The organism is Intrasporangium flavum, from assembly GCF_001956915.1.
GTDB classification, from domain to species: Bacteria; Actinomycetota; Actinomycetes; order Actinomycetales; family Dermatophilaceae; genus Monashia; species Monashia flava.
In genome coordinates this window covers 79,648-104,218 of the sequence record NZ_MLJO01000016.1, presented here as the reverse complement: position 1 = coordinate 104,218, position 24,571 = coordinate 79,648, and the positions used below count along the sequence as shown (strand labels likewise).

Annotated in this window: 25 protein-coding genes; 16 read left to right on the top strand and 9 right to left on the bottom strand. The window is 73.3% G+C overall.

Annotated elements, in window-relative coordinates:
• The first annotated feature begins 52 nt into the window (after positions 1–52).
• The 4 genes from fdxA (at position 53) to BIV28_RS13470 (ending at position 3,440) form a co-directional block, all read left to right on the top strand.
• The gene (fdxA, locus tag BIV28_RS13485; RefSeq protein WP_076262643.1) at positions 53–379 is read left to right on the top strand and encodes a ferredoxin; all 327 of its coding nucleotides are present in this window, start codon (positions 53–55) and stop codon (positions 377–379) included.
• Complete coding sequence (gene dapC, locus BIV28_RS13480) at positions 376–1,530, top strand: succinyldiaminopimelate transaminase (RefSeq protein WP_278247778.1); 1,155 nt, start codon at positions 376–378, stop codon at positions 1,528–1,530. The genes fdxA and dapC overlap by 4 nt, the downstream gene beginning before the upstream one ends.
• 111 nt (positions 1,531–1,641) lie before the next feature.
• Entirely contained in the window at positions 1,642–2,925 is a 1,284-nt protein-coding gene (locus tag BIV28_RS13475; RefSeq protein ID WP_076262642.1) for a citrate synthase, read from the top strand.
• A gap of 158 nt (positions 2,926–3,083) precedes the next feature.
• Positions 3,084–3,440 (top strand): hypothetical protein, encoded by a 357-nt coding sequence (locus BIV28_RS13470; protein ID WP_076262640.1) that lies wholly within the window; start codon positions 3,084–3,086, stop codon positions 3,438–3,440.
• Between the two features lie 16 nt (positions 3,441–3,456).
• Here BIV28_RS13470 and BIV28_RS13465 read toward each other — a convergent pair whose 3' ends face one another.
• Positions 3,457–4,332, bottom strand: a complete 876-nt coding sequence (locus BIV28_RS13465) for a hypothetical protein (RefSeq protein ID WP_076262639.1) — start codon at positions 4,330–4,332, stop codon at positions 3,457–3,459.
• A 99-nt stretch (positions 4,333–4,431) separates the two neighbouring features.
• The gene (gene dapD, locus BIV28_RS13460; RefSeq protein ID WP_076262637.1) at positions 4,432–5,364 is read right to left on the bottom strand and encodes a 2,3,4,5-tetrahydropyridine-2,6-dicarboxylate N-succinyltransferase; all 933 of its coding nucleotides are present in this window, start codon (positions 5,362–5,364) and stop codon (positions 4,432–4,434) included.
• Between the two features lie 92 nt (positions 5,365–5,456).
• Here dapD and dapE point away from each other — a divergent pair, with 92 nt between their 5' ends.
• The 4 genes from dapE to BIV28_RS13440 all read left to right on the top strand — a co-directional run bounded on the left by dapE (position 5,457) and on the right by BIV28_RS13440 (position 9,208).
• A complete protein-coding gene (gene dapE, locus BIV28_RS13455) occupies positions 5,457–6,605 on the top strand; it encodes a succinyl-diaminopimelate desuccinylase (protein WP_083707330.1) in 1,149 nt (382 codons plus the stop codon).
• A gap of 151 nt (positions 6,606–6,756) precedes the next feature.
• On the top strand, positions 6,757–7,515 hold the full coding sequence (locus BIV28_RS13450) for an LOG family protein (protein ID WP_076262707.1): 759 nt from the start codon (positions 6,757–6,759) through the stop codon (positions 7,513–7,515).
• Positions 7,512–7,994: a cell division protein DivIVA gene (locus tag BIV28_RS20045; protein ID WP_207555978.1), complete on the top strand. Its 483-nt coding sequence runs from the start codon at positions 7,512–7,514 to the stop codon at positions 7,992–7,994. The genes BIV28_RS13450 and BIV28_RS20045 overlap by 4 nt, the downstream gene beginning before the upstream one ends.
• On the top strand, positions 7,991–9,208 hold the full coding sequence (locus BIV28_RS13440; protein WP_076262633.1) for a glycosyltransferase family protein: 1,218 nt from the start codon (positions 7,991–7,993) through the stop codon (positions 9,206–9,208). The genes BIV28_RS20045 and BIV28_RS13440 overlap by 4 nt, the downstream gene beginning before the upstream one ends.
• Before the next feature lie 28 nt (positions 9,209–9,236).
• Here BIV28_RS13440 and BIV28_RS13435 read toward each other — a convergent pair whose 3' ends face one another.
• Positions 9,237–10,094: an enoyl-CoA hydratase/isomerase family protein gene (locus BIV28_RS13435; RefSeq protein ID WP_083707328.1), complete on the bottom strand. Its 858-nt coding sequence runs from the start codon at positions 10,092–10,094 to the stop codon at positions 9,237–9,239.
• Positions 10,095–10,235: 141 nt separating this feature from the next.
• Here BIV28_RS13435 and BIV28_RS13430 point away from each other — a divergent pair, with 141 nt between their 5' ends.
• On the top strand, positions 10,236–10,409 hold the full coding sequence (locus BIV28_RS13430; protein ID WP_076262632.1) for a DUF3117 domain-containing protein: 174 nt from the start codon (positions 10,236–10,238) through the stop codon (positions 10,407–10,409).
• Positions 10,410–10,512: 103 nt separating this feature from the next.
• On the opposite strand, the gene BIV28_RS13425 is transcribed toward BIV28_RS13430, so the two are convergent.
• Both BIV28_RS13425 and BIV28_RS13420 read right to left on the bottom strand, forming a co-directional pair.
• Positions 10,513–11,727, bottom strand: coding sequence for a MinD/ParA family ATP-binding protein (locus BIV28_RS13425; protein ID WP_083707327.1), 1,215 nt, complete (start codon positions 11,725–11,727; stop codon positions 10,513–10,515).
• 250 nt (positions 11,728–11,977) lie between these two features.
• The gene (locus tag BIV28_RS13420; RefSeq protein ID WP_076262629.1) at positions 11,978–12,601 is read right to left on the bottom strand and encodes an O-methyltransferase; all 624 of its coding nucleotides are present in this window, start codon (positions 12,599–12,601) and stop codon (positions 11,978–11,980) included.
• 72 nt (positions 12,602–12,673) lie between these two features.
• Here BIV28_RS13420 and BIV28_RS13415 point away from each other — a divergent pair, with 72 nt between their 5' ends.
• The 7 genes from BIV28_RS13415 (at position 12,674) to BIV28_RS13385 (ending at position 20,613) form a co-directional block, all read left to right on the top strand.
• Complete coding sequence (locus BIV28_RS13415) at positions 12,674–13,195, top strand: hypothetical protein (RefSeq protein ID WP_076262628.1); 522 nt, start codon at positions 12,674–12,676, stop codon at positions 13,193–13,195.
• Between the two features lie 196 nt (positions 13,196–13,391).
• On the top strand, positions 13,392–14,048 hold the full coding sequence (gene sigE / locus BIV28_RS13410; RefSeq protein ID WP_076262627.1) for an RNA polymerase sigma factor SigE: 657 nt from the start codon (positions 13,392–13,394) through the stop codon (positions 14,046–14,048).
• A gap of 80 nt (positions 14,049–14,128) precedes the next feature.
• A complete protein-coding gene (locus BIV28_RS13405) occupies positions 14,129–14,821 on the top strand; it encodes an anti-sigma factor family protein (protein ID WP_076262625.1) in 693 nt (230 codons plus the stop codon).
• Positions 14,818–16,473 (top strand): trypsin-like peptidase domain-containing protein, encoded by a 1,656-nt coding sequence (locus BIV28_RS13400; RefSeq protein WP_076262624.1) that lies wholly within the window; start codon positions 14,818–14,820, stop codon positions 16,471–16,473. Before BIV28_RS13405 ends, BIV28_RS13400 begins: the two co-directional genes overlap by 4 nt.
• 61 nt (positions 16,474–16,534) lie before the next feature.
• Positions 16,535–16,882 (top strand): Sec-independent protein translocase protein TatB, encoded by a 348-nt coding sequence (gene tatB / locus BIV28_RS13395; protein WP_076262622.1) that lies wholly within the window; start codon positions 16,535–16,537, stop codon positions 16,880–16,882.
• Between the two features lie 81 nt (positions 16,883–16,963).
• The gene (locus BIV28_RS13390) at positions 16,964–18,748 is read left to right on the top strand and encodes an ABC transporter ATP-binding protein (protein WP_076262621.1); all 1,785 of its coding nucleotides are present in this window, start codon (positions 16,964–16,966) and stop codon (positions 18,746–18,748) included.
• Positions 18,745–20,613: an ABC transporter ATP-binding protein gene (locus BIV28_RS13385; RefSeq protein WP_076262619.1), complete on the top strand. Its 1,869-nt coding sequence runs from the start codon at positions 18,745–18,747 to the stop codon at positions 20,611–20,613. Before BIV28_RS13390 ends, BIV28_RS13385 begins: the two co-directional genes overlap by 4 nt.
• Before the next feature lie 123 nt (positions 20,614–20,736).
• On the opposite strand, the gene BIV28_RS13380 is transcribed toward BIV28_RS13385, so the two are convergent.
• From BIV28_RS13380 to BIV28_RS13365, 4 genes are all read right to left on the bottom strand, one after another.
• Entirely contained in the window at positions 20,737–21,879 is a 1,143-nt protein-coding gene (locus BIV28_RS13380; protein ID WP_076262617.1) for an Mrp/NBP35 family ATP-binding protein, read from the bottom strand.
• A gap of 74 nt (positions 21,880–21,953) precedes the next feature.
• On the bottom strand, positions 21,954–22,526 hold the full coding sequence (locus BIV28_RS13375; RefSeq protein WP_076262615.1) for a DUF1003 domain-containing protein: 573 nt from the start codon (positions 22,524–22,526) through the stop codon (positions 21,954–21,956).
• A complete protein-coding gene (locus tag BIV28_RS13370; RefSeq protein ID WP_076262613.1) occupies positions 22,523–23,827 on the bottom strand; it encodes a magnesium transporter MgtE N-terminal domain-containing protein in 1,305 nt (434 codons plus the stop codon). The genes BIV28_RS13375 and BIV28_RS13370 overlap by 4 nt, the downstream gene beginning before the upstream one ends.
• Before the next feature lie 18 nt (positions 23,828–23,845).
• Complete coding sequence (locus BIV28_RS13365; protein ID WP_076262611.1) at positions 23,846–24,490, bottom strand: hypothetical protein; 645 nt, start codon at positions 24,488–24,490, stop codon at positions 23,846–23,848.
• Positions 24,491–24,571 lie beyond the last annotated feature (81 nt).

Here is a 24,571-nt window from a genome sequence, read left to right as displayed (position 1 = left end):
TACTAGGCGGTGCAGCAGCCCACCCCGAACGCTCCCAGGAGGTCCCCTCCCCATGACCTACGTCATCGCCCAGCCGTGCGTCGACCTCAAGGACCGCGCGTGCATCGAGGAGTGTCCGGTCGACTGCATCTACGAGGGCAAGCGTTCGCTGTACATCCACCCCGACGAGTGCGTCGACTGCGGCGCGTGCGAGCCGGTGTGCCCGGTCGAGGCCATCTACTACGAGGACGACGTCCCCGAGCAGTGGGCCGACTACTACAACGCCAACGTCGAGTTCTTCAACGACCTCGGCAGCCCGGGTGGTGCCGCCAAGCTCGGCGTCATCGACAAGGACCACCCGCTCGTAGCGGCGCTGCCGCCCCAGTCGCACGACGAGTGACGCGTCCGGCTGACGACGCCGTGGCTCCCGGCACCGGTCTCGCGCCGCTCGACCTGCCTGCGTTCCCGTGGGACTCGCTCGCGCCGCACAAGGCGCGGGCGAGTGCCCATCCCGGGGGCCTGGTCGACCTCTCGGTCGGCACGCCCGTCGACCCGACGCCCGAGGTCGTCCGGCATGCGCTCGCCGACGCGGCCGACGCGCCGGGCTACCCGCTGACCGTCGGCACGGCCGACCTCCGGGCCGCGATCGTCGAGTGGTTCGCGCGCCGTCGTGGCGTACCCGGGCTCGGCGCCGACGCCGTGCTGCCGACCATCGGCAGCAAGGAGCTCGTCGCGTGGCTGCCGACCCTGCTCGGGGTCCGGCACGGCGACGTCGTCGGCATCCCCGAGGTGGCCTACCCCACCTACGACATCGGCGCGCGCCTCGCCGGAGCCACCCCGCGCGTCGTCGGCTCGCTCACCGGGCTCGGCCCGCTGACGCCGTCCACGACACCGAAGCTGCTGTGGCTCAACAGCCCCGGCAACCCGCACGGCCAGGTCCTCGGCGTCGGCCACCTGCGCAAGGTCGTCGAGTGGGCACGTCGCCACGGCGTCGTCGTCGCGAGCGACGAGTGCTACGCCGAGCTCGACTGGCGCGAGGGGCAGTACGGCACCGCAACGCCGAGCATCCTGCACCCCGACGTCTGCGACGGCGACCACACCGGCCTGCTCGCGGTGTACTCGCTGTCCAAGCAGTCCAACCTCGCCGGGTACCGCGCGGCGCTCCTCGCCGGCGACCCCGCGCTCGTCGGCCGCGTCCTCGAGGTCCGCAAGCACGCCGGCATGATCATGCCGGCGCCGGTGCAGGCCGCGATGGCCGCGGCGCTGCGCGACGACGCCCACGTCGAGGCCCAGCGCGAGGTCTACGCGCGGCGCCGGGCCCTGCTGCTCGAGGCGGTCACGCGGGCCGGGCTGCGCGTCGACCACTCCGAGGCCGGCCTCTACCTGTGGGCCACCCGCGACGAGGACTGCTGGGACACCGTGGCCGACCTCGCCGCGCGGGGCCTGCTCGTGGCGCCGGGAGCCTTCTACGGCAGCGCCGGTGCGCGCCACGTGCGCATCGCCCTGACGGCGAGCGACGAGCGCATCGCCGCCGCCTGCGAGCGGCTCTGAGCCGCAGGCCCTCGGCGGACCGGTTTTCTCACGTCAGGTGACGCTGGGGTAACGTCGCTGCGGAATACGAAGACTCAGCGCCTCGTGCCCGGGGCAACCAGGAGGAACGAAGTGACGAAGGCAGTGGACGCGACGCTCAAGGTCGCCGACAAGGAGCTCACCTTCCCCGGTGTCGAGGCCGTCGAGGGCAATGACGGGCTCGGTGTGAGCTCGCTGCTCAAGGAGACCGGCCTGGTCACCTACGACGTCGGCTTCGTCAACACCGCGTCGTGCAAGAGCGACATCACCTACATCGACGGCGACGCGGGCATCCTGCGCTACCGCGGCTACCCGATCGAGCAGCTCGCGGCGAACTCGACCTTCACCGAGGTGTCCTACCTGCTCATCTACGGCGAGCTGCCGACCCCCGAGGAGCTGACGCGCTTCGAGGACTCCATCCGCCGGCACACGATGCTGCACGAGGACCTCCGCGCCTTCTTCAACGGCTTCCCGCGCGACGCTCACCCGATGCCGGTGCTCTCCTCGGCCGTCTCGGCGCTCGGCACCTTCTACCAGGACAGCCTCGACCCGTTCGACCAGGAGCAGGTCGAGATCTCGACGGTCCGCCTCCTGGCCAAGCTGCCGACCATCGCGGCGATGGCCCACAAGAAGAGCGTCGGCCAGCCGTACATGTACCCGGACAACTCGCTCTCGCTCGTCGAGAACTTCCTCCGGATGACCTTCGGCTACCCGGTGGAGCCCTACGACGTCGACCCGACGATCGCCAAGGCCCTCGACCTGCTCTTCATCCTGCACGCCGACCACGAGCAGAACTGCTCCACCTCGACGGTCCGCCTCGTCGGCTCGGCGCACGCCAACCTCTTCAACTCCGTCTCCGCGGGCATCCACGCCCTGAGCGGCCCGCTCCACGGCGGTGCCAACTCGGCCGTGCTCGACATGCTCGACCAGCTCCACGCCTCGGGCGACGACCCGAAGAAGTTCATGGAGAAGGTCAAGAACAAGGAGGGCGGCGTCCGGCTCATGGGCTTCGGCCACCGGGTCTACAAGAACTATGACCCGCGCGCGGCCATCATCAAGAAGTCGGCCGACGAGATCCTGGCCAAGCTCGGCCACGACGACCCGCTGCTCGACCTCGCCAAGGGCCTCGAGGAGATCGCGCTGGCCGACGACTACTTCGTCGAGCGCAAGCTGTACCCGAACGTCGACTTCTACACGGGCCTCATCTACAAGGCGATGGGCTTCCCGACGAAGATGTTCACGGTCCTGTTCGCCATCGGCCGCCTCCCGGGCTGGATCGCCCAGTGGCGCGAGATGATGAACGACCCGGAGACCAAGATCGGCCGTCCGCGCCAGATCTACACCGGCTCGCCGGAGCGCGACTACCCGCAGCGCTGAGCCGCCGGCCACCGGCCGCCGCACCACCCGACGCCTTCGGCACCGAACGACTCGTTCGGTGCCGAAGGCGTCGGTGCACCGGGGTGTTCGCGCTCCGGCGCCGAGTTCGGCACCGAACGACTCGTTCGGTCGCCGGTGTGGTGGGGCATGGTGGGGGCATGGCGACGTACACGGTCAACGACGCGGCGGTGGCGGCGGTGCGCGAGCGCATCGACCGGCGGCAGTACGTGCTCGACAGCGACTGGGGTCAGGTGCAGCCCGACGCCGAGGCCCAGAACGCCTACCTCGAGCGGCACTCGTGGGAGGACTACGCGTCGTGGCACCTCGGGCTGACCGAGGGCGCCAACGAGGGCACCAAGGCCCGGTACGCCTTCGTCTGCGGCGACCTGCGCCGGGTGCACCGCAGCGGGCTCATCGCGTGCGTGTACCGCGCGGCCGAGTGGCGCCACAAGAAGGTCGAGCTCGCCGCGCACGAGCTGCTCCAGCACCTCGACGCGGTCGCCGGCATCGGCTGACGCGCCGCCACCGGGCTCAGCCGAGTGTGATGGTGACCGTGGTGCCGGCCGAGCCCGCCGACCAGCCCTCGTCGCCCTTCGAGCGGTCCCAGACGCGGTCGCCGATCGCGACGCGGGTGGCGCCGTACTGCTCGGCCCGGGCGACGCCCCAGTGCGCGACGGCCCAGGCGAGCGTCGCGTTCGGTGCCGTGACGACGACCCGCCCCTCGCCGGTGCGCACCGAGGTGATGCCCATCTGCTCGGCGAGGTCGCTCGCGACCCGGTCCGGGGCGACGCTCGTCTTGACGGCGTCGAGGCGGCAGGTCAGCCCGGCGGGGGAGTGCCCGGTCAGCGTCGAGGCGAGCACCCGGCCCTGCCCCTCGTGGTCGCGGTAGGCCTCGGGGAAGCCGCTGCGCTGGACCTTCTGGGCGATGGTCGTGATGTCGGCGGTCTGGTAGCCCTTGAACTTCACGAGCGCGTCGTAGAAGGCGTTCGTCGCGTGGACCATGTCGAGGATCTGCTTCTCGGTGCCCCAGCCCTGGCTCGGCCGCTGCTGGAACAGGCCCAGGGAGTCGCGGTCGCCGTAGCGCAGGTTGCGGATCTTCGACTCCTGGAAGGCCGTCGTCAGCGCGATGGTCGCGGCCCGCGGCGGCAGCTCGCGCTTGACGGCGAGGGCGGCGATGAGCGCGGCGTTTGCGGTCTGGTCCGGGTCGAAGGTCTCGGTCATGCCGCCCGCGGTGATGGTGCAGGTCGGGTTGACGACGCTCGTGTAGAGGAACCGGGCCCCGAACCAGGCCGCGGTGGCCAGGAGCGCGACGACGACGAGCACGACCACCGAGCGCCGCCGGCGTCGGGCGGCGCTGGGCCGGGGCGCGCGGGACTCGGCGAGAGTCGGGCGCTGGCGGGTCGGCATGGGGTCCTCGTCGTCGTCGGCGTCGCTCGCCGGGTCGTGCGGTCCGTCGGTCGGTGCGTCGGTCGGGCGTCGGTGGGTCGTCGGTCGGTGCTGCGGGGGTCAGTCGTTGGCGTGGAGCGCGGCGTTGAGCGCGATGCCCGTACCCGCGCGGTCGCGGGCCTCGACGGCGCCGGTCACGCTGTTGCGGATGAACAGGACGTTGCTCGACCCCGACAGCTCGCGGGCCTTGACGACCGAGCCGTCGGGGAGGGTCACCTTGGTGCCCGCCGTCACGTAGAGACCGGCCTCGACGACGCAGTCGTCGCCGAGGGCGATCCCGATGCCGCCGTTGGCTCCGACGAGACAACGCTCACCGATGCTGACGCGTTCCGTGCCGCCGCCCGACAACGTGCCCATGATCGAGGCGCCCGCCCCGATGTCGGAGCCGTCGCCGACGACGACGCCCTGCACGATGCGGCCCTCGACCATCGAGGTGCCGAGCGTGCCGGCGTTGAAGTTGCAGAAGCCCTCGTGCATGACCGTCGTGCCCGGCGAGAGGTGGGCGCCGAGGCGGACGCGGTCGGCGTCGGCGATGCGCACGCCGGCCGGGACGACGAAGTCGGTCATCCGCGGGAACTTGTCGATGCCGTAGACCGCGACGTGCCGGCCCGAGGTGCGCAGCCGCATCCGGGTCTGCTCGAAGCCCTCGACCGGGCAGGCGCCGACGCTCGTCCACACGACGTTCGGCAGGACCCCGAAGACGCCGTCGAGGTTGACGGTGTTCGGCGCCACGAGGCAGTGCGAGAGCAGGTGCAGGCGCAGGTAGGCGTCGGGGGCGTCGGCCGGGGCGGCGTCGAGGTCGATCTCGACGAGCCGCACCTCGGTGCGGACGCGGCGCACGGTGTCCTCACCGGCGAGGGAGGCGAGCCCCGCGGGCGTGCCCGCGTCGGCCGGCCGGGCGCCCAGCGCCGGCTCGGGGAACCACGTGTCGAGCACCTGCCCGCCGTCCGTGATCGTCGTCAGTCCGTGTCCCCATGCGCTGCGCTCCGACATGCGCGAAAGGATAGGGCCGCGCCGCCCGCTGGTCGAAACCCGAGCGCCGGCCCGTCCGGCTGGCGGGCAGCCGCCCCGCTAGCCTTCCGGGTATGCCGCAGCCGACGCCGTCCACCGAGCCTGTGACCGCCGAGCCGACCGCCGTGCGGAAGGACGGGCCGACCGCCGGGCCGACGGCCCCGTCGCTCGACCTGTCGAGCGACGTCACCTCGCTCGTCGCCGCGATCTGCGACATCGAGTCGGTGAGCCAGGACGAGCAGTCCCTCGCCGACGCGATCGAGGCGGCGCTGCGACCGCTGGCCCACCTCGAGGTCGTCCGCGACGGCAACACCGTCGTGGCCCGCACCGACCTCGGCCGCGCCGAGCGCGTCGTGCTCGCCGGTCACATCGACACCGTGCCGCTCACGGTCGAGCCCAACCTGCCCACCCGACGCGTGGGCGACGACCTCTGGGGCCGCGGCACCGTCGACATGAAGGGCGGCGTCGGCGTCATGCTCCGCATCGCCGCCCAGCTGGCCGAGCCGAACCGCGACCTCACCTTCCTCTTCTACGAGTGCGAGGAGATCGACGGGAAGTACAACGGCCTGGCTCGGGTGGGGCAGAACCGCCCCGACCTGCTCGCCGGCGACTTCGCCGTGCTCCTCGAGCCGACCAACGGCGCCATCGAGGGTGGCTGCAAGGGCACGCTGCGCGCCGAGGTGACGACGACCGGCACGGCCGCGCACTCGGCCCGGCCGTGGAAGGGGCACAACGCCATCCACGACGCCGCCACCGTGCTGTCGCGCCTCACCGCCTACGAGGCCGAGACGATCACCGTCGACGGTCTCGACTACCACGAGGCGCTGCAGGCGGTCGGCATCACCGGTGGCATCGCCGGCAACGTCATCCCGGACCGGTGCACCGTCACCGTCAACTACCGGTACGCCCCCGACAAGGACTCCACCGAGGCGTTCGCCCACGTCCAGCACGTCTTCGAGGGCTTCGAGGTGACCCTGGGCGATGCCGCCGACGGCGCGCGCCCCGGTCTGCAGCTGCCCGCGGCGAAGGCGTTCGTCGAGTCGCTCGGCGCGCCCGTCGACGCCAAGGAGGGCTGGACCGACGTCGCGCGGTTCACCGCGCTCGGCATCCCGGCCGTCAACTTCGGCCCCGGCGACCCGAACCTGGCCCACATGGACGACGAGCACTGTCCGGTGGCCCAGTACGTCGACGCCGAGGCCGCGCTGCTGCGCTGGCTCGGCTGACGCGTCCGCGCACGGCACCGGCACGTAGGGTGACGCTGTGACTGACGACGAGCACGCCTCCGCCGACGAGCCGACGCCGACGCGTCCGGCCGCGCCGGCCTCGAGGCCGGGCGGTCGCGCCGAGACCCGGCGCCAGACCGGCCCGGTCACCCTGCGCCGGGGGCAGGTGCCCCCGACGACCACCGACCAGCGGCTCCTCCAGACGCCGCAGCGCACCGACTGGCTGCACGCCGACCCGTGGCGCGTCATGCGGATCCAGTCCGAGTTCGTCGAGGGCTTCGGCTCGCTGGCCGAGCTCGGGCCCGCGGTCGCCGTCTTCGGCTCGGCCCGCACGGGCGTCGACGACCCCGCGTACGCGATGGGCGTCGAGGTCGGCCGGCGGCTCGTCGAGGCCGGCTACGCCGTCATCACCGGCGGCGGCCCAGGGGCGATGGAGGCCGCCAACCGCGGCGCGTACGACGCCCGTGGCACGTCGGTGGGCCTGGGCATCGAGCTGCCGTTCGAGACCGGCCTCAACGAGTACGTCGACCTCGGCATCAACTTCCGGTACTTCTTCGCCCGCAAGGTCATGTTCCTCAAGTACTCGCGAGGCTTCATCGTCCTTCCGGGCGGCTACGGCACCCTCGACGAGCTCTTCGAGGCGCTGACCCTCGCCCAGACGCAGAAGGTCACCGAGTTCCCCGTCGTGCTCATGGGCGCGGCGTACTGGTCCGGGCTGCTCGAGTGGCTGCGCGGCACCGTGCTCGGGCAGGGAATGATCTCGCCGGCCGACCTCGACCGTCTCATCGTCACCGACGACCCCGCGGAGGCCGTCCGGGCCATCCGCGCCTTCGAGGAGCCCGAGCAGACCCGCCCGACGCCGTCCGACGAGGGAGACGTCCGCACCGAGGACGAGGGGGCCGCGTCGTGAAGTGGCTCATCCTGCTCGTCGGCGTCGTCGTCGTGTGCGCGGTCGTCGCGATGATCCTCGGCCTGGCCGGTGGTGGCCTTGGCCGCCCCACGGCGTCGCTGGCGCACGAGCCGCTGCCCGAGGAGCCCATCGCCGACGACGACTTCGACGACCTCGTCTTCGACGTCTCGGCCCGCGGCTACCGGATGAGCCAGGTCGACGGCGTCGTCGACCGGCTCCGGCGCGAGCTGCGCGAGAAGGACGAGCAGATCGCCGTGCTCCGCGGCGGGGCCGCACGCGGTGGGCCCGACGAAGCCGAGCCCGCCGAGGCCACCGAGCTGGCCGACCAGACCGAGCCGGCCGACCAGACCGAGCCGGCCGACCAGACCGAGCCGGCCGACCAGACGGAGCCGGCCGAGCCCACGGAGCCCGCTGAGCCCGCTGAGCCGGCGGAGCCGGAGGTCGAGCCGACCGCGGTGAAGGACAGCCGCACCGCATGAGGGACCTCGCCCCGAGCCTGTCCCGCCGGGCGTTCGTCGGGTGGGTGCTGGGGCTCTACGCCCTGGCGCGGGTCGTCACGACGACGATCCTGCTGCTCGTCATGCGCCACCAGGTGCCGACCGGCATGACGGGCGGGGACGACGTCCCGGTCACCTTCTTCCCCTTCACGGCGCTGTGGGACGGGCAGTGGTACCAGACCATCGCCCTCGACGGGTACCCCTCGCAGCTGCCGGTCGACGAGCTCGGGGCCGTGCGGCAGAACGCGTGGGCCTTCTACCCCCTGTTCCCGTACGCCTCGCGAGCCCTCATGGCCACCGGCCTGTCCTTCCCCGCGGCCGGCTCGACGATCGCCCTGCTGTGCGGGTTCGGCGCCGCGGTGCTCATGGGGCTGCTCCTGCGCGACCGCATCGGCGACCGGGCGGCGCTCGCGGTCGTCCTGCTGTGGGCCAGCTTCCCGGCGTCGGTCACCCTCCAGCTGGCCTACACCGAGGCCCCGGCGATGCTGCTGCTCGTCGGCTACCTCTACGCCCTCGCCCGCGAGCGCTGGCTCGTCGCCGCGGGTGTGGCCGTCCTGCTCGGCCTGACGCGCCCGGTCGCGGTGCCGCTCGGCGTCGTGACCCTTGTGGCGCTGTGGCTGCGCTGGCGCGCCCGCGGGGAGCGTCCGGTGTCACGCGGGGAGTACGCCGCCGGCCTGACCTCCCTCGTGGCGTGCGGCGTGGCCGGGTTCCTCTGGCCAGCGATCGCGTGGTGGGCCACCGGGGAGCGCGACGCGTACACCCGCACCATGGGCTCGTGGCGCGGCTCGGGCACCGTCGAGCCGTTCACGCCGTGGGCCGGCATGGCCCGGTACGTCTTCGGCGACACGTGGGGGCCGGTGCTCCTCTGGGTCGTGCCGATCGCGATCGTCGCGCTCGTCGCCGGCCCTTGGGCGAAGGCGCTCGGCGCCGAGCTGCGCACCTGGTCGCTGGCCTACCCGGCCTACCTCGCGGCGGTGCTCGACCCGTTCACGAGCATCTTCCGCTACCTCGTGCCGCTCTTCCCGCTGCTCGCCGTCGTCACCGGCACCGGCTGGCAGGACCGACGGGGCACGACGTGGACCCGGCTGCTGCTGCGCGCCGGACCCCTGTTCGTCCTCTTCGTCGTGGGCCAGTGGTACTGGACCGACATCCTCTGGCGGTACGTGCCCTCGCCGAACGGCGACTACCCGCCGTGACCGGCCGGCCACGGCGGGGTCACGGGCCTCAGCGGCCGGTGTAGACCGGCTTCTCCTTGGCCAGGAACGCGTCGACCGCCGCGCGGTGGTCGACGCTGTGCCCCGTGTAGGCCATGAGCTCGGCCTCGTTGGCCAGGGCGTCCGCCAGGGGTGCGGTGGCGCTGAAGGCCACGGCCCGCCGGATCGAGCCGTAGGCCAGCGTGGGCCCGGCGGCGAGGGTGCTGGCGAGCTCGCGCACGGTGCCCTCGAGCTCGGCGGCCGGCACGACGCGGTTGACCAGCCCCAGCTCCAGCGCCTCCTGCGCCCCGACGGTCCGCGGGAACATCAGCAGGTCCTTGGCGCGGGCCGTGCCGACGAGGCGCGGCAGCGACCACGAGGCCCCGGAGTCGCACGACAGCGCGATCCCGGCGAACGAGGTGTTGAGCCCGGCGGTGTCGGCCGCGACCCGCACGTCGCAGGCCAGCGCGAAGCTGAGGCCGGCCCCGGCGGCGACACCGTTGAGGGCGGCGAGGACCGGCTTGTTCATCGTCGCGAGCGCGGTGACGATCCGGTTGTAGTGCCGGGTCACCGTCGTCGCGAGCGTCGCGCTCTCGTCGGCGAGGCTGCGCACGTGCTCCTTGAGGTCCTGCCCGACGCAGAAGGCCCGGCCGGTGCCGGTGAGCACGACGCAGCGGACGGTCTCGTCGGCGGCGAGCGACTCGAGGGCCTCGACGAGGGCGTCCTTGAGGGCCTCGTCGAGGGCGTTCATGGCGTCGGGGCGGGCGAGCCGCACCCACGCCACGCCGCCGTCCACCTCGACGACGAGGGGGCCGGGGGCGTCGGTTCCGGCTGCGGCGCGGACGCCCGCGGCGGCGTCGGGGGTCTGGTCGTCCTGGGGTGCGGTCATGGGCGTCACTCTGTCCCATCGGGGCCTGCCGCGGTAGGTCGGGCGGCCCCACGTGCGGTTCGTCACGTCCCGGATTAGGTCTCGGAATCGAGACACGGAATAATGGGACCAAAGCGCGAGGATTCCTAGGGAAGGGGAACCATGGCAGCAATGAAGCCGAGGACCGGAGACGGACCGCTGGAGGTCGTCAAGGAGGGTCGCGGCATCGTCCTGCGAATGCCCCTCGAGGGCGGCGGCCGGCTCGTCGTCGAGATGACTCCCGACGAGGCTGCGGCTCTGCGCGACGCCATCCAGGGGTGCGACGGCGTCAGCTGACGCCGTCCGGCGAGGGATCCTCGCCCCGGGCTCCGACGGCCCCCGACCTGTAGGTCGGGGGCCGTCGTGCGTCCCGGCCGGGGGAGCGCGGTCCGGCCGGGGGTCAGGGGACGGCGACGCCGAAGCGGTCGGCCACGGCGGCCGCGACGTCGAGGAACGCCTCACGCGTCGGCGGTGAGAGGCGCGAGAGCAGCGTGCGACCGCCGGTCTCGAGGGCGGGGTCCCACGGGATGTGGGACACGTGCGCGCAGCGACCGGAGAAGTGCTCGGTGATCGCCATGACCGCCGGCTCGCCGGGGTGGGTGACGGCGTTGACGACGACGACCGCCGAGGACACGAGGTCGCCGAAGCCGTGCGCGTCGAGCCAGTCGAGGGTCTGGGCGCCGGCCCGGGCGCCGTCGAGGGCCGGGCGCAGGACGAGGACGAGCTGGTCGGCCTCGGCGATGAGGCCCTGGTTGGCGCTGTCGAGGATGCCGGTGCCGGTGTCGAGCAGGACGAGGTTGTAGTAGACGTCGAGCAGTGACACGACGCGCCGGTAGGCCGGGCGGTCGAGGGCCTGGCTGATGCTCGCGTCGTCGTCGGAGGCGAGCACCTCGAGGCGCGACTCGTGGCACTGCGAGGTGTAGCGCCGCATCGCCCCGACGGTGTCGATGGCGTCGACGTCGGACAGCAGGTCGGTGATGGTGCGGGGGCAGTCGCCGGCGATGCGCCGGGCGAGGTTGCCGGCGTCGGGGTTGGCGTCGACGGCCACGACCCGGTCGCCGCGGCCCTGGGCGAAGGTCGCGCCCAGCCCGACGGTGACGGTCGTCTTGCCGACGCCGCCCTTGCGGCTCATGACGACGATGCGCCGGGTGCCCTCGATGGGGGCGCGGACGCGTGACTCGAGCGCGTCCCGGCGCCGCTCGGCCGCGCCCGGACCCGGGGCGACCCGGCCCCCGGTGACCGTCGTCACCCGGCGACGCCAGCCGGTGCGGGCGGTGGCGCGCTCCCGGCCGAGGAGGCCCTCGTCGGTGAAGGCCTCGGCGGTCAGCGGCGCGGGCGGTGCGGCCGTCGGCGACGCGTCACGACCCCCGCGGGACGGCGCCGGACGCGTCCGGCGGGCCAGGCGTCCGGGACGGTGCCCACGGTCGGCGCTCGCCGTACCGGCCGCGCGGGCGGCCTCGGCGAGGTCGCGCGCCGTCGGGCCCTGGCGCTGGGCCTGGCCCTGGGCCGCGGGGCGATCGGGTCCCTCGGCCGGCGCGGGCCGGTCGGGGGTGAGCGGAGGTCGTGCGCCGGGGCCCCCGGCCGATGGGGTGGAGGGTTGCTCGATCGTGCTCATGCGCGCCCGTCTCGTGTGGCGAGCCGGGCCTGGCCCGGCAGCAGAACGAACCGTGAGGAGGCCAAGGCTAGCCCTCACGGGGCGCCCGCAGACGGGTCGACGCCGACATCCCGGACACCCGGGGGCGGTCTGTCCGGGTACGTCCCGGAACGTCCACCGGCGCGGCGTCCGAGGGGTGGGCGCACGTGCCCCCGCAGGGTGGCGGGAGGTGCCTGACGGGAAGGGTGTGGCGGGCGTGACGGCCCGCGCGTCAGCCCTTGACGGCGACGAGCAGGCCGTCGCTCACCGGCAGGAGCGCGACGGTGAAGCGGTCGTGGTCGCGCATGGTGCGCCCGACCTCGCGCAGCGTGCGGGTCTCCGGGTCGCGCCGGGCGGGGTCGGACTCGTCGTCGGACCACGTGAGCACGAGGGTGCCCCCGGGGCGGAGCAGGCGCGCGGCCTGCTCGACGTAGTCGGGGTACTCCTCCTTGTCGGCGTCGACGACGACGAGGTCGTAGGCGGCGTCGGTCATCCGGGGCAGGACGTCGAGGGCGCGACCGGCGATGACGCGGGTGCGCTGGTGGGCCACGCCGGCGGCCGAGAAGGCGTCGCGGGCGGCGCGCTGGTGCTCGGTGTCGAGGTCGATCGTCGTGAGGACGCCGTCGGCCGGCATGCCGCCGAGGAGCCACAGGCCGGACGCGCCCGCGCCGGTGCCGACCTCCATGACGGCCTTGGCGCCGGTGGCGGCGGCCAGCACCTGGAGGGTCGCGCCGACCCCGTTGCCGACGGGCCGGGCGCCGAGCTCCTCGCCGCGCAGGCGGGCCTGCTCGACGTGCTCGCTCGGGGCGACGAACTCCTCGGCGTGCGACCACGCGGCGACCTTCTGCGAACTCATGGCCGCAACCCTACTGCGGCGGGCACGTCGTAATCCGGGCGAGCCGCGGCCCGGCGTGCCTATGGTGCGGGCATGGACGACACGGACCTGCCGACGACGCCCCCGGACGCCGACCGGCCCACCGACGAGCACCGTCGCCCGGCCGGTGTCGACGACGCGACCGTCGAGGCGCTGGGCAAGCTCTCGGAGGCCCTCGAGGTCATCGAGGACGCGCGCGGCCACCTCTACGGGTTCCACCGGCTCACGGGCACGGCCGACCTCGCCCTCGGGGAGGCCGTCGACCTGCTCCGCGACGCAGGCCATTGCGAGCTCGCCGACCGCATCGACCGCGAGCTCGTCGGGCGCAACGTCCTCGAGGGCCGCTGGACCTTCCAGGTCATCGAGGAGTACGACGACGGCTACTACGCGACCTTCCGACGGTTCGAGCGGGAGGCGCGCGAGCGCCTCGTCGGCGGCCGGCGCCACCTGTTCGAGGCGGAGATGAAGGAGCGGGAACGGACGCCGGGGCTGCGCCACCACGAGGCCGTCCCCGACGACGCGAGCGAGCAGGGCGCCCGCGGCACGGCAGGTGGCCGGGGTGCCGCCGAGGCGTGAGGCGCGCGGTGCCCGCGGGCGCGTCGACCCCGGCCCGACGCGTTCGGCACCGCTTGGCCGTGCCCGTCTCACAGCGTGCGCACAGGTTCCGGCTGGTAGCCGGACAGCGCGATCGGGCACTGTGAGGGGGAACGAATCAGCGGCGCGGCGCGTTCACGTCGTTGAACCGATCCTCTGAAAGGCCTCAGGCTCTCTCGTGACCAGCAGCGTGACGTCCACCCAGCCCACCTCGACGGTGGCGCCGGCCGACTCGACGTGGACCCCTCCCACGTGGGAGGAGATCGTCGAGCAGCACTCCGCGCGCGTCTACCGCCTGGCCTACCGCCTCACGGGCAACCCGCACGACGCCGAGGACCTCACCCACGACGTCTTCGTCCGGGTCTTCCGCTCGCTCCACTCCTACCAGCCCGGCACGTTCGAGGGCTGGCTGCACCGCATCACGACGAACGTCTTCCTCGACAAGATGCGTCGCAAGCAGCGGATCCGCTTCGACGCGCTGCCCGAGGACGCCGCCGGCCGCCTGCCGAGCTACGAGAAGGGGCCGGAGCAGACCTACCACGACGCCCGCTTCGACGACGACGTCCAGCGCGCCCTCGACGCGCTCGCGCCGGAGTTCCGCGCGGCCGTCGTCCTGTGCGACATCGAGGGCCTGTCCTACGAGGAGATCAGCGCGACCCTCGGGGTCAAGCTCGGCACCGTCCGCTCGCGGATCCACCGTGGACGCGCCCAGCTGCGTGAGGCCCTGGCCCACCGCGCCCCCGACGCCGTCGCCGCACCCACCACCAAGCCCGCCAAGACGGCCCGCGCCGGCCTGCGCCTGCCCGGCCGACGCGTCGCGGCCGGCACCCGCTGACCAGCGGCCCCTACCGACCGCCCCCGACCGACCGCCCACCCGATGCCCGCCCCGACCCCGAACCGCCTGGAGGTGAACCCGTGACGCCGCACCTGCGAGGTTACGTGCGCGCCTACGTGGACCGGGCCCTGCCGCCGGCGATGCTGCATCTCTACGACAAGCACCTCGTGTGCTGCCTGTCGTGCCGCGACACGGTCGAGCGGGAGCGACGCATCGTCGCCGCCCTCCGTTCCGACACCGGTGTGCCGACGTCGCTGCGCTCGGCCCTGCTCGGCCTCGCCGCCACGGGCCCGACCGCCGAGCCCGATCGCGACCACGGCCCCCGCATCCCGCTGCCCCCGATGGGGCTGCGCGGCGCCCTGCCGAGCTACGACCCCGTCCCGACCGTCCACCCGGGCGCGCCGGCGCTGCACCGCTCGCCGATGCGTGCCGCGGTCGTGGCCTCGATCGCCGCCGGCGCGTCGGTCGCCGCCGCGTGGGGCCTGGCCGTCTCGCCCGTCCCGGGCGGTACGCGCCTGCCCACCTCGCGCGTCCCCGTCGCGAGCTTCGGCACCGGTCCGAGCTCCCTGAGCGGCGGCATGACCGCCCTGACGGTGAGCCGGTCCACGTCCGGGGGCTCCGGCTCCGCGTCGGGCCCTGACGCCTCGCTCACGAGCCGGCTCGGCCCGGTCACCGTGCCGTACTGGGTCGTCACGAGCCGCGTCGTCAACCGCGCCCCGCAGGTGGGCCTGGTGCGCTACTCCGGCACGGGTTCGGCAGAATCGACGCCATGAGCGACGAGCCGCGCAGGCCCGACCCCGAGCAGCCCGAGCACCCCGGTGCTCCCGAGCCCGTCGAGGGAGCCGCCGACCCGCGCCCCACGGGGGAGCGCACCGGCATCATCGACCTGCGCGACACCCAGCAGATCCCAGAGTCGCCCGCCGCCCCTGCCGTCTCGGGCGCTGCCTCGGGCGCTCCCGAGGCGTCCGCCGGTGACGAGTCGGACTCCGACGCCTGGTTCGACGTCTTCGGCGGCGAGCACCCGGCCGACGGTCCGGGCGTGCCCGCCCGGGCCGACGCCACGTGGGGCAGCGACCGCGCCGACGCGGAGGCCGAGGAGGCCCACCGCGCGTCGTACGCGCCGCCCGCAGCATCCGCCGGGCCGGTCGGCCCCGCCTCGGGCGAGTCGACCGCGTCGTCAGCGTCGTCAGCGTCGAGCGGCGCCGAGGGCGCCACGGGAGCCACGGCAGCCGCCTCGAGCAGCGGCTACTGGGCCGCCCCCACCGGCGCACCCGTCACGGTTCCGCTCGCTCCCGCCGAGGGAGAGCCCCCGGCCACCGGTCACGGGCCCGGAGGTGCGCCGGTCCGGCCGCTGCGGCGTCGCGGCGTCCTCGTGGCGGCCGTGGCGGGGCTGTGCCTGCTCTCGGCGGTCGTCGGCGGCGCCGCCGGGCACCTGCTGGGCGACAACGTCTCCCTGACGGGCGGCTCGACGCTGCCCACCCCGGGCATCGGCGCCACGGTGCGGCCCGCCGGCAGCGTCGCCAACATCGCGGCGACCGCGCTGCCGAGCGTCGTGACGATCAAGGTCGACGGCGGCAGCGAGGGCTCGGCCACCGGCTCCGGGTTCGTCCTGGACCGCAAGGGGCACATCCTGACGAACAACCACGTCGTGTCCGCGGCGAGCGGCAGCATCGACGTCGTGCTGAGCAACGGCGACACCGCCAAGGCCACCGTCGTCGGCAAGGACGCCTCCTACGACCTCGCCGTCATCAAGATCGACCGCACCGACCTGACGCCGCTGACGCTCGGCCGGTCCGACCAGGTCGTCGTCGGCGACCAGGTCATCGCCGTCGGTGCGCCGCTCGGGCTCGACCAGACGGTGACCACCGGCATCGTCAGCGCGCTCAACCGCCCGGTGACCCCGGGCGAGGGCACCGAGTCGTCGTACATCAACGCCATCCAGACCGACGCAGCGATCAACCCGGGCAACTCCGGCGGCCCGCTGCTCGACATGAACGGCCAGGTCATCGGCATCAACTCGGCGATCGCGCGGGTGCCCGGCACGAGCGGCTCGACCGGTGGCAGCATCGGCCTCGGCTTCGCCATCCCGAGCGACCAGGCCCGGCGCACCGCCGACCAGCTCATCGCCACGGGCAAGGCGACCCACCCGATCATCGGCGTCGCGCTGAGCCGCACCTTCGCCGGTGAGGGCGCCGAGGTCGATGACACCCCCCGCGCCGTGACCGCGGGAGGTCCCGCGGACAAGGCCGGCATCAAGCCGGGCGACGTCATCATCGCGTTCGAGGGCAAGCGCATCCGTACGCCCGACCAGCTCATCGTCGGGATCCGTGCTCGTGCGGTCGGTGACACGGTCACGCTCAGGGTGCTGCGCGACGGCAAGCAGACCGACCTGCAGATGACGCTCGAGGCCGAGCCGGACAAGTGAGCCGGTTCCCGGCGCGCTTCCGTATGATGACCCGCGCCGGCCTGCAGGGAAGCGAGGAAGAGTGTTCGACATCAACGGGTGGGAGCTGCTCCTGCTCGGCGTCCTCGCCGTCATCGTCCTGGGGCCGGAGCGCCTCCCGGAGTACGCCGCGAAGTTCGGCCGGTTCGTCCGGCAGGCGCGCGCCATGGCCGACCGGGCCAAGGAGCAGCTCAAGGACGAGATGGGTCCGGAGTTCTCCGACATCGACTGGCGGGCCTACGACCCGCGCCAGTACGACCCGCGCAAGATCGTCCGCGACGCCCTGAACTCCCCGGCCGAGGAGGCCGAGGTCGAGCCGGACAAGCCGGTCAGCGCGCCCCGCGGCCACGACCCGTCCAAGCCGACGCCGTGGGACGCCGACGCCACCTGAGCCCGTCCCCGGGCGCGACGCGCGAAAGAATCTGACCCAGAGGCATCGGGTGTCGGTGGCGGGGGTTATCGTCACCCCTTGATGCCTCACGAACCCGCCTCGCACCCGCCTGCCTCCGTCCGGTCCCTCTGGCGTCTGCGGGGCTACCTGCGGCCGCACCGATGGGCCCTGCTCGTCATGTTCGCCGCCTCGCTCGCCGGCGTCGGGCTGTCCATCGCGCTGCCCCTCGTGACGCGCGCCATCATCGACGGGCCGATCTCCCGCCACGAGCTCGGCCCGGTCCTGCCGCTCGGGCTGCTCGCCCTCGGCCTCGGGGTCCTCGAGGCGGTCCTGATCTTCCTGCGCCGGTGGGTGCAGTCCAACGCCGTCCTCGGCCTCGAGACCGACCTGCGGCGCGACCTCTACGAGCGGCTCCAGGCGCTGCCGATGAGCTTCCACACCCGGTGGCAGTCGGGCCAGCTGCTCTCGCGCGCCACGACCGACCTGTCGGCGATCCGCCGGTTCAGCGGGTTCGGGCTGCTCTTCCTCGTCGTCAACGTGCTCCAGCTCGCCGTCGTCACCGGCGTCTTGCTGTCGATGTACTGGCCGCTCGGGCTCGTCGTCGCGGCCGTGTCGGTGCCGATCATCTGGCTCTCCATGCGGTTCGAGAAGGCCTACGTCGTCATCTCGCGCCAGGTCCAGGACCAGCAGGGCGACCTCGCCACGCAGGCCGAGGAGGGAGCCGTCGGCATCCGCGTCATCAAGTCCTTCGGCCGCAGCGACCACGTCGCCGGGCGCTACGACGCCGCCTCCCTCGAGCTGCGCGCCACCAGCATGGACAAGGTGCGCCTGTCGGCGAAGTTCTGGACCTTCCTCGAGGTCATCCCCAACCTCGCCGTCGTCGTCGTCCTGCTGCTCGGCGCCATCGGCGTCGGCCGGGGCGCGCTGACGCCCGGCGAGCTCGTCGCCTTCATCACCCTCATGCTCTCGCTCGTGTGGCCGGTGTCCTCGCTCGGCGTCATCCTCGCGATGGCCCAGGAGGCCATGACCGCCGCCGCCCGCGTGCTCGAGATCTTCGACACCGAGCCCGACATCGTCTCCGGCGAGCACGCCGCCCGGCCGCGTCGGGGCCACCTGCGCTTCGAGCACGTCGACTTCGCCTTCCCCGACGCCCCCGACCAGCCGGTGCTGCGCGACGTCAACCTCGACCTGCCCCCCGGCCAGACCCTCGCCCTCGTCGGGGCCACGGGCACCGGCAAGACGGCCCTGACCTCGCTCGTGCCGCGCCTCTTCGACGTCACCGGCGGCCGCATCACCATCGACGGCGTCGACGTGCGCGACCTCGACCTCGCCGCGCTGCGCAGCCTCGTCGCCACGGCCTTCGAGGAGCCGACCCTCTTCTCGATGAGCGCCCGCGAGAACGTCACCCTCGGGCGGGTCGACGCGAGCGACGAGGAGGTCCTCGCCGCGCTCGAGATCGCCCAGGCCGGCTTCGTCCACGACCTGCCGTGGGGCCTCGACACCCGCATCGGCGAGCAGGGCATGTCGCTGTCCGGCGGCCAGCGCCAGCGCCTCGCGCTCGCCCGCGCCGTCCTGTCGCGCCCGGCGGTCCTCGTCCTCGACGACACCCTGTCGGCGCTCGACGTCCACACCGAGAAGCTCGTCGAGGAGGCGCTGTCGCGCGTGCTGTCCGACACCACCGGGCTCATCGTGGCCCACCGCGCGTCCACGGTGCTGCTCGCCGACCGCGTCGCCCTCCTCCAGGACGGCACCATCACCCACGTCGGCACGCACCGCGAGCTGCTCGACTCCGTGCCGGCCTACCGCGACCTGCTCGCCGCCGACCCGGTCCCCGAGCGCGACTCCTCCGAGGGGGTGCCGGCATGAGCACGCCCACCAGCACCAAGACCAGCACCAGCACCAGCACCAACGCCCAGCAGGACTGGCGCGGCGTCGCCTCCGACGAGATCGAGGGCGAGCTGACCGCCGAGACCTCCGCCCGCCTCGCGGGCCGGTCGCGGCGGCTGCTCGCCGACGTGCTCCGGCCGTGGCGCCGGGCGCTCGGCTGGCTCATGGTCGTCGTCGTCGTCGAGAACGCGGCCCGCCTCGCCATCCCGTACCTCGTCAAGGAGGGCATCGACGTCGGCATCCCGCCGATCACGGCCTCGGACGACCTCGGCCCGCTGCTCGTGATCGTCGGGCTCGTGCTCCTCGCGACGATCACCCAGGCGGTCGCCCGCAACCTCTTCCTCGTGCGCTCGGGGCGCATCGGCCAGGACATCCTCCTGTCGATCCGACGCCGCGTCTTCCGGCACTTCCAGCGCCTCAGCCCGGCCTTCCACGACCGCTACACCTCCGGGCGCGTCATCTCGCGGCAGACCTCCGACGTCGACGCCATCTACGAGATGCTCGAGACCGGCTTCGACGGCCTCGTCACGGCGGCGCTGACCCTCGTCGGCACCTCGGTGCTGCTCCTGGTCCTCGACGTCAAGCTCGGCCTCGTCGCGCTGCTCTGCGGCCCGTTCCTCGCGTGGCTGACCAACTGGTTCCGCAAGGCGTCGGCGCGCAGCTACCGCGCCACCCGCGAGAAGGTCGCGCTCGTCATCGTCCACTTCGTCGAGTCGATGAACGGCATCCGCGCCGTCCAGGCCTTCCGCCGCGAGCCGCGCAACCAGGAGATCTTCGACGACGTCAACGACCAGTACCGGCAGGCCAACCTCGTCGCGTTCCGGCTCGTCGCGTGGTTCATGCCGGGCATCCGGCTCATCGGCAACATCACCATCGGCATCGTGCTGCTCTACGGCGGCTACCTCGCCTACCACGGTGAGGTCACGGTCGGCGTGCTCGCGGCGTTCCTGCTCTACCTGCGCCAGTTCTTCGAGCCGATGATGGAGATCTCGCAGTTCTACAACACCTTCCAGTCGGCCTCGGCCGCCCTGGAGAAGCTGTCGGGCGTGCTCGAGGAGGAGCCCGACGTGCCCGAGCCCACCGACCCCGTGCCGCTCACCGGCGCGCGCGGCGAGGTGCGCTTCGACCACGTCCGGTTCGAGTACGTGCCGGGCACCCCGGTGCTGCCCGACCTCGACCTCACGGTCCCCGCCGGCCAGACCCTCGCCCTCGTCGGCACCACGGGCGCCGGCAAGACCACCCTGGCCAAGCTGGCCACGCGCTTCTACGACCCCACCGGGGGCGAGGTCAGCCTGGACGGCACCGACCTGCGACGCGTCACCTCCGAGGACCTGCACCGCGCGGTCGTCATGGTGACCCAGGAGAACTACCTGTTCAGCGGCACCGTCGCCGACAACATCCGGTTCGGTCGTCCCGACGCCACCGACGAGCAGGTCGAGTTGGCGGCGCGATCGCTCGGGGCGCACGAGTTCATCTCGGCCCTGCCGGAGGGCTACGCGACCCCGGTGTCGAACCGCGGCGGCCTGCTCAGCGCCGGCCAGCGCCAGCTCGTCGCCTTCGCGCGGGCCTTCCTCGCCGACCCGGCGGTGCTCATCCTCGACGAGGCCACGTCCTCGCTCGACATCCCCTCGGAGCGGCTCGTCCAGCAGGCGCTGCAGACGATCCTCGCCGGGCGCACGGCCATCGTCATCGCCCACCGGCTCTCGACGGTCGAGATCGCCGACCGGGTGCTCGTCATGGAGCACGGGCGGATCGTCGAGGACGGCACGCCGGGCGAGCTCATCGAGGCCGGTTCGGGGCGGTTCGCCGGCCTGCACCGGGCCTGGGTCGAGTCGCTGGCCTGACGCACCCCACCCTCACCCGTCGAAAGGCCACGACGGGCGGCCCCCGGAAACCTCGAGAGGCCACGAATGGTGGCCTCTCGACGGGTGGGGCGGCGCCGAAGGTGGCCTCTCGACGGGTGAGGGTCAGCGGCCGACGGGGGAGAGGCCGAGCGAGCGGCCCGCGAGCCCGCGGGCCCGGTTCGCCAGGCCACGGGCGATGCCGCGCAGCGCGACGCCGGCGGCCGAGTCGGGGGCGCCGAGGACGACCGGGGTGCCGGCGTCGCCCCCCTCGCGCAGACGGGTGTCGAGGGGGATCTGGCCGAGCAGCTCGACCGGGGCGCCGATGCTGCGGCTCAGCGAGTCGGCCACGGCCTTGCCGCCGCCGGAGCCGAAGATCTCCTGGCGGGTGCCGTCGGGCAGCTCGAGCCAGCTCATGTTCTCGATGACGCCGGCGATCCGCTGGTGGGTCTGCAGGGCGATCGAGCCGGCGCGCTCGGCGACCTCGGCGGCCGCCTGCTGCGGCGTCGTGACGACGAGGATCTCGGCGGTCGGGATGAGCTGGGCCACCGAGATGGCGATGTCGCCGGTGCCGGGCGGCAGGTCGAGCAGCAGGACGTCGAGGTCGCCCCAGAAGACGTCGCCGAGGAACTGCTGCAGGGCCCGGTGCAGCATCGGGCCACGCCACACGACGGGCTGGTTGCCGGGCACGAACATGCCGATCGAGATGACCTTCACGTCGTGGCTGATCGGCGGCAGGATCATCTCGTCGACCTGCGTCGGGCGCTGCTCGACGCCGAGCATGCGCGGCACCGAGAAGCCGTAGACGTCCGCGTCGACGACGCCGACGCGAAGGCCCTGCTCGGCCATCGCGGCCGCGAGGTTGACGGTGACCGACGACTTGCCGACGCCGCCCTTGCCCGAGGCCACGGCGTAGACGCGCGTCAGGCTGTTCGGCTTGGCGAAGGGGATCTCCTTCTCCGGAGCGCCGCCGCGCAGCTGCTGGCGCAGGGCCGAACGCTGCTCGTCGCTCATGACGTCGAGGGTGACGTCGACGGCCGTGACGCCCTCGACCGCGAGGAGCGCGTTGGTCGAGTCCTTCGTCAGGGTGTCCTTCATCGGGCACCCGGAGACGGTGAGGAAGATGGCGAGGGCCACCGCACCGGCGTCGTCGATCTCGACCGACTTGACCATGCCGAGCTCGGTGATCGGCTTGCGGATCTCGGGGTCGTTGACCTTCGACAGCGCCGTGAGCAGGGCGTCACGGCTCGGCAGTGCGGGGACGGACATGTGCTCCATCGTAGGTCGCGCCGGCGGGGCCCCCGACCACGGGCCGTGTCTACCGCGACACACCCGGCCGGTGGCTACTCGGTGTGGTGCGGGGCAGCCGGCTCGTCGACGCGGCGCACGAGCGCGCGCTCCTCGAGCTCGTCGAGGAGGCTGCGCAGCTCGGAGCGGACGAAGTCGCGGGTCGCCTGCTCGCGCAGGGCGAGGCGCAGCGAGGCGACCTCACGCGTCAGGAACTCGGTGTCGGCGAGGTTGCGCTCGTCGCGGGCGCGGTCCTGCTCGAGGGCCACGCGGTCGCGGTCGGCCTGCCGGTTCTGCGCGAGGAGGATGAGCGGTGCCGCGTAGGAGGCCTGCAGGCTGAGCATCAGCGTCAGGAAGATGAACGGGTACTCGTCGAAGACGAGGCCCTGGGGCGCGACGAGGTTCCAGCCGACCCAGGCGACGACGAAGATCGTCATGCCGATGAGGAACTGCGCGGTGCCCATGAAGCGCGCGAACTTCTCGGACAGGACGCCGAACGCCTCCTGCGAGAACGACACGGTCAGCAGGCGGGCTCGCTGCTCGCGCGGCTGGTCCAGCTTGTCGAGCTTGTCGCGGCCGTCGAGGCGTCCGGACCGCGAGCCCCCGCGGCGCTCTGCTCGCTCGCTCACGGGCGCACCTCCAGCTCGTGCCGCTCCTCACGCCAGTCCTCGGGGAGGATGTGGTCGAGGACGTCGTCGACGGTGACCGCGCCGATGAGGCGTCCGTCGTCGTCGACGACGGGCAGCGACACGAGGTTGTACGTCGCGAGGGTGCGGGTGACGGTCTCGAGCGACGCGCTCGCCGGCACCGGCTCCATCTCCTTGTCGATGATGCTGCCGACCGCGCCGTGCGGCGGTTCGCGCAGCAGCCGCTGGATGTGCACGAGGCCGAGGTAGCGACCGGTGGGCACCTCGAGCGGCGGGCGGCACACGTAGACCATCGAGGCGAGGGCCGGGGCCAGTTCCTCGCGGCGCACCATGGCGAGGGCCTCGGCGATCGTGGCCTCGGGACCGAGGACGACCGGCTCGGTCGTCATCATGCCGCCGGCGGTGTTCTCGTCGTAGGACAGCAGCCGGCGCAGGGGGGCGGCGTCCTCGGGCTCCATGAGCTGAAGGAGGGTCTCGGCCTGCTCGGGCGGCAGGTCGGCGAGCAGGTCTGCGGCGTCGTCGGGCTCCATGGCCTCGAGGACGTCGGCGGCGCGCTCGGTGTCGAGGCCGGCGATGATCTCGACCTGGTCGTCCTCGGGCAGCTCCTCGAGGACGTCGGCGAGGCGCTCGTCGTCGAGGGCTGCGGCCACCTCGGCGCGACGCTTGGGGTTGAGGTCGTGGATGACCTCGGCGAGGTCGGCGACCTTGAGGTCGTCGTAGGTCTCGAGGAGGCGCTCGGCGCTCTGGGCGGCGGCCTGGTCGTGCAGGCCGGTGACGTCGCGGATGTCGACGAGCATCGTCTTGCCGGAACGGCGCCGGGTCAGGCGCGACACGGCGCGCGAGGCCGACGAGACGCCGGACACCTGCCGGACGAACACCTTGACGCCGAGCCAGTCGCGGCGCGGGCCCTGCTCGATGGCGAGGTCCTCGACGACGGCGTCGGCGAACCCGGCCTCGACGGCCTCGGGGGTGCTGACGCGAACCGGACGGTCGAACAGCTCGGCCGCGACGAGCACCTCGTTGGTGCGCTGCTCGAACCGGCGCATGTTGACCAGGCCGGTCGTGATGACCGCACCGGCGTCGATGGAGGTGACGCGCGTCATCGGCACGAAGACGCGTCGGCGTCCCGGCACCTCGACGACGAGACCGATGACGCGGGGCTGGGGCCGGCCGGACGGAAACATCACGACGACGTCGCGGACCCGCCCGACCTGGTCACCGAGCGGGTCGAAGACGCTCAGGCCGGTCAGGCGCGCGACGAAGACGCGGGTGCTTCCACTCATGGGGCCAAGGCTATTCGGTCACGACGGACGCTGACGTCCGCCACGTCGCTGGCGTCGCTTGCGCATCTTGGCCCGCTCCTTGGCGGCCTTGCGGCTGCCGCGCTCCTCGGCGCGCGCCGCCTGGCGCTGGGCCTTCTCCTCGCCGCGTCCGCCGAGGTGCCACGGACGCCAGGCGGTCGTCGTGGCGGCGGTGCGTGCGGGGGCGGCCCGGTGCGCGTCGGCCGAGTAGGCGCCGGGCGACTCGTCGGGCTCGCCGAACGGCACGAGCGCGGTGACCGTGCACTCGGCGGCCCAGCGCGTCAGGGAGTCGTCGACGGCGTTGAGGCGCGAGGCCTTGAGCAGGTCGGCGGCGCGCGCCCACTGCGGCGTCCCGGGGTCGAGCACGTGGGTGGTCGCGCGGACGGTGAGCAGGCGGCCGCCGGTGTCCTTGCTGCGCAGGACGAGCCGGACCTCCTTGGGCAGCCACGGCAGCGGCTGCTCGCCCGGGCCGCTGACGACGAGCGCGGCGCCGTCGTCCCACACGTGCCAGGCCGGCCAGGCCCGGTCGTCGGCGACGTCGATCCACAGCAGCCCCGACTTGCCCATCGCCTCCCCGAGCAGGGCGCTGAGGTTGGCGGCCGGCTGCGTGGGCTCCTCGGTCGGTCGGGTGCTGGCGTCGGTCACAGGCCCCACCCTAGTGATCCGCGCCTCATGCCGGTCGGGCGTGAGCGCGGTCATAACGGACGCCGGTGGCCCGACGCTAGG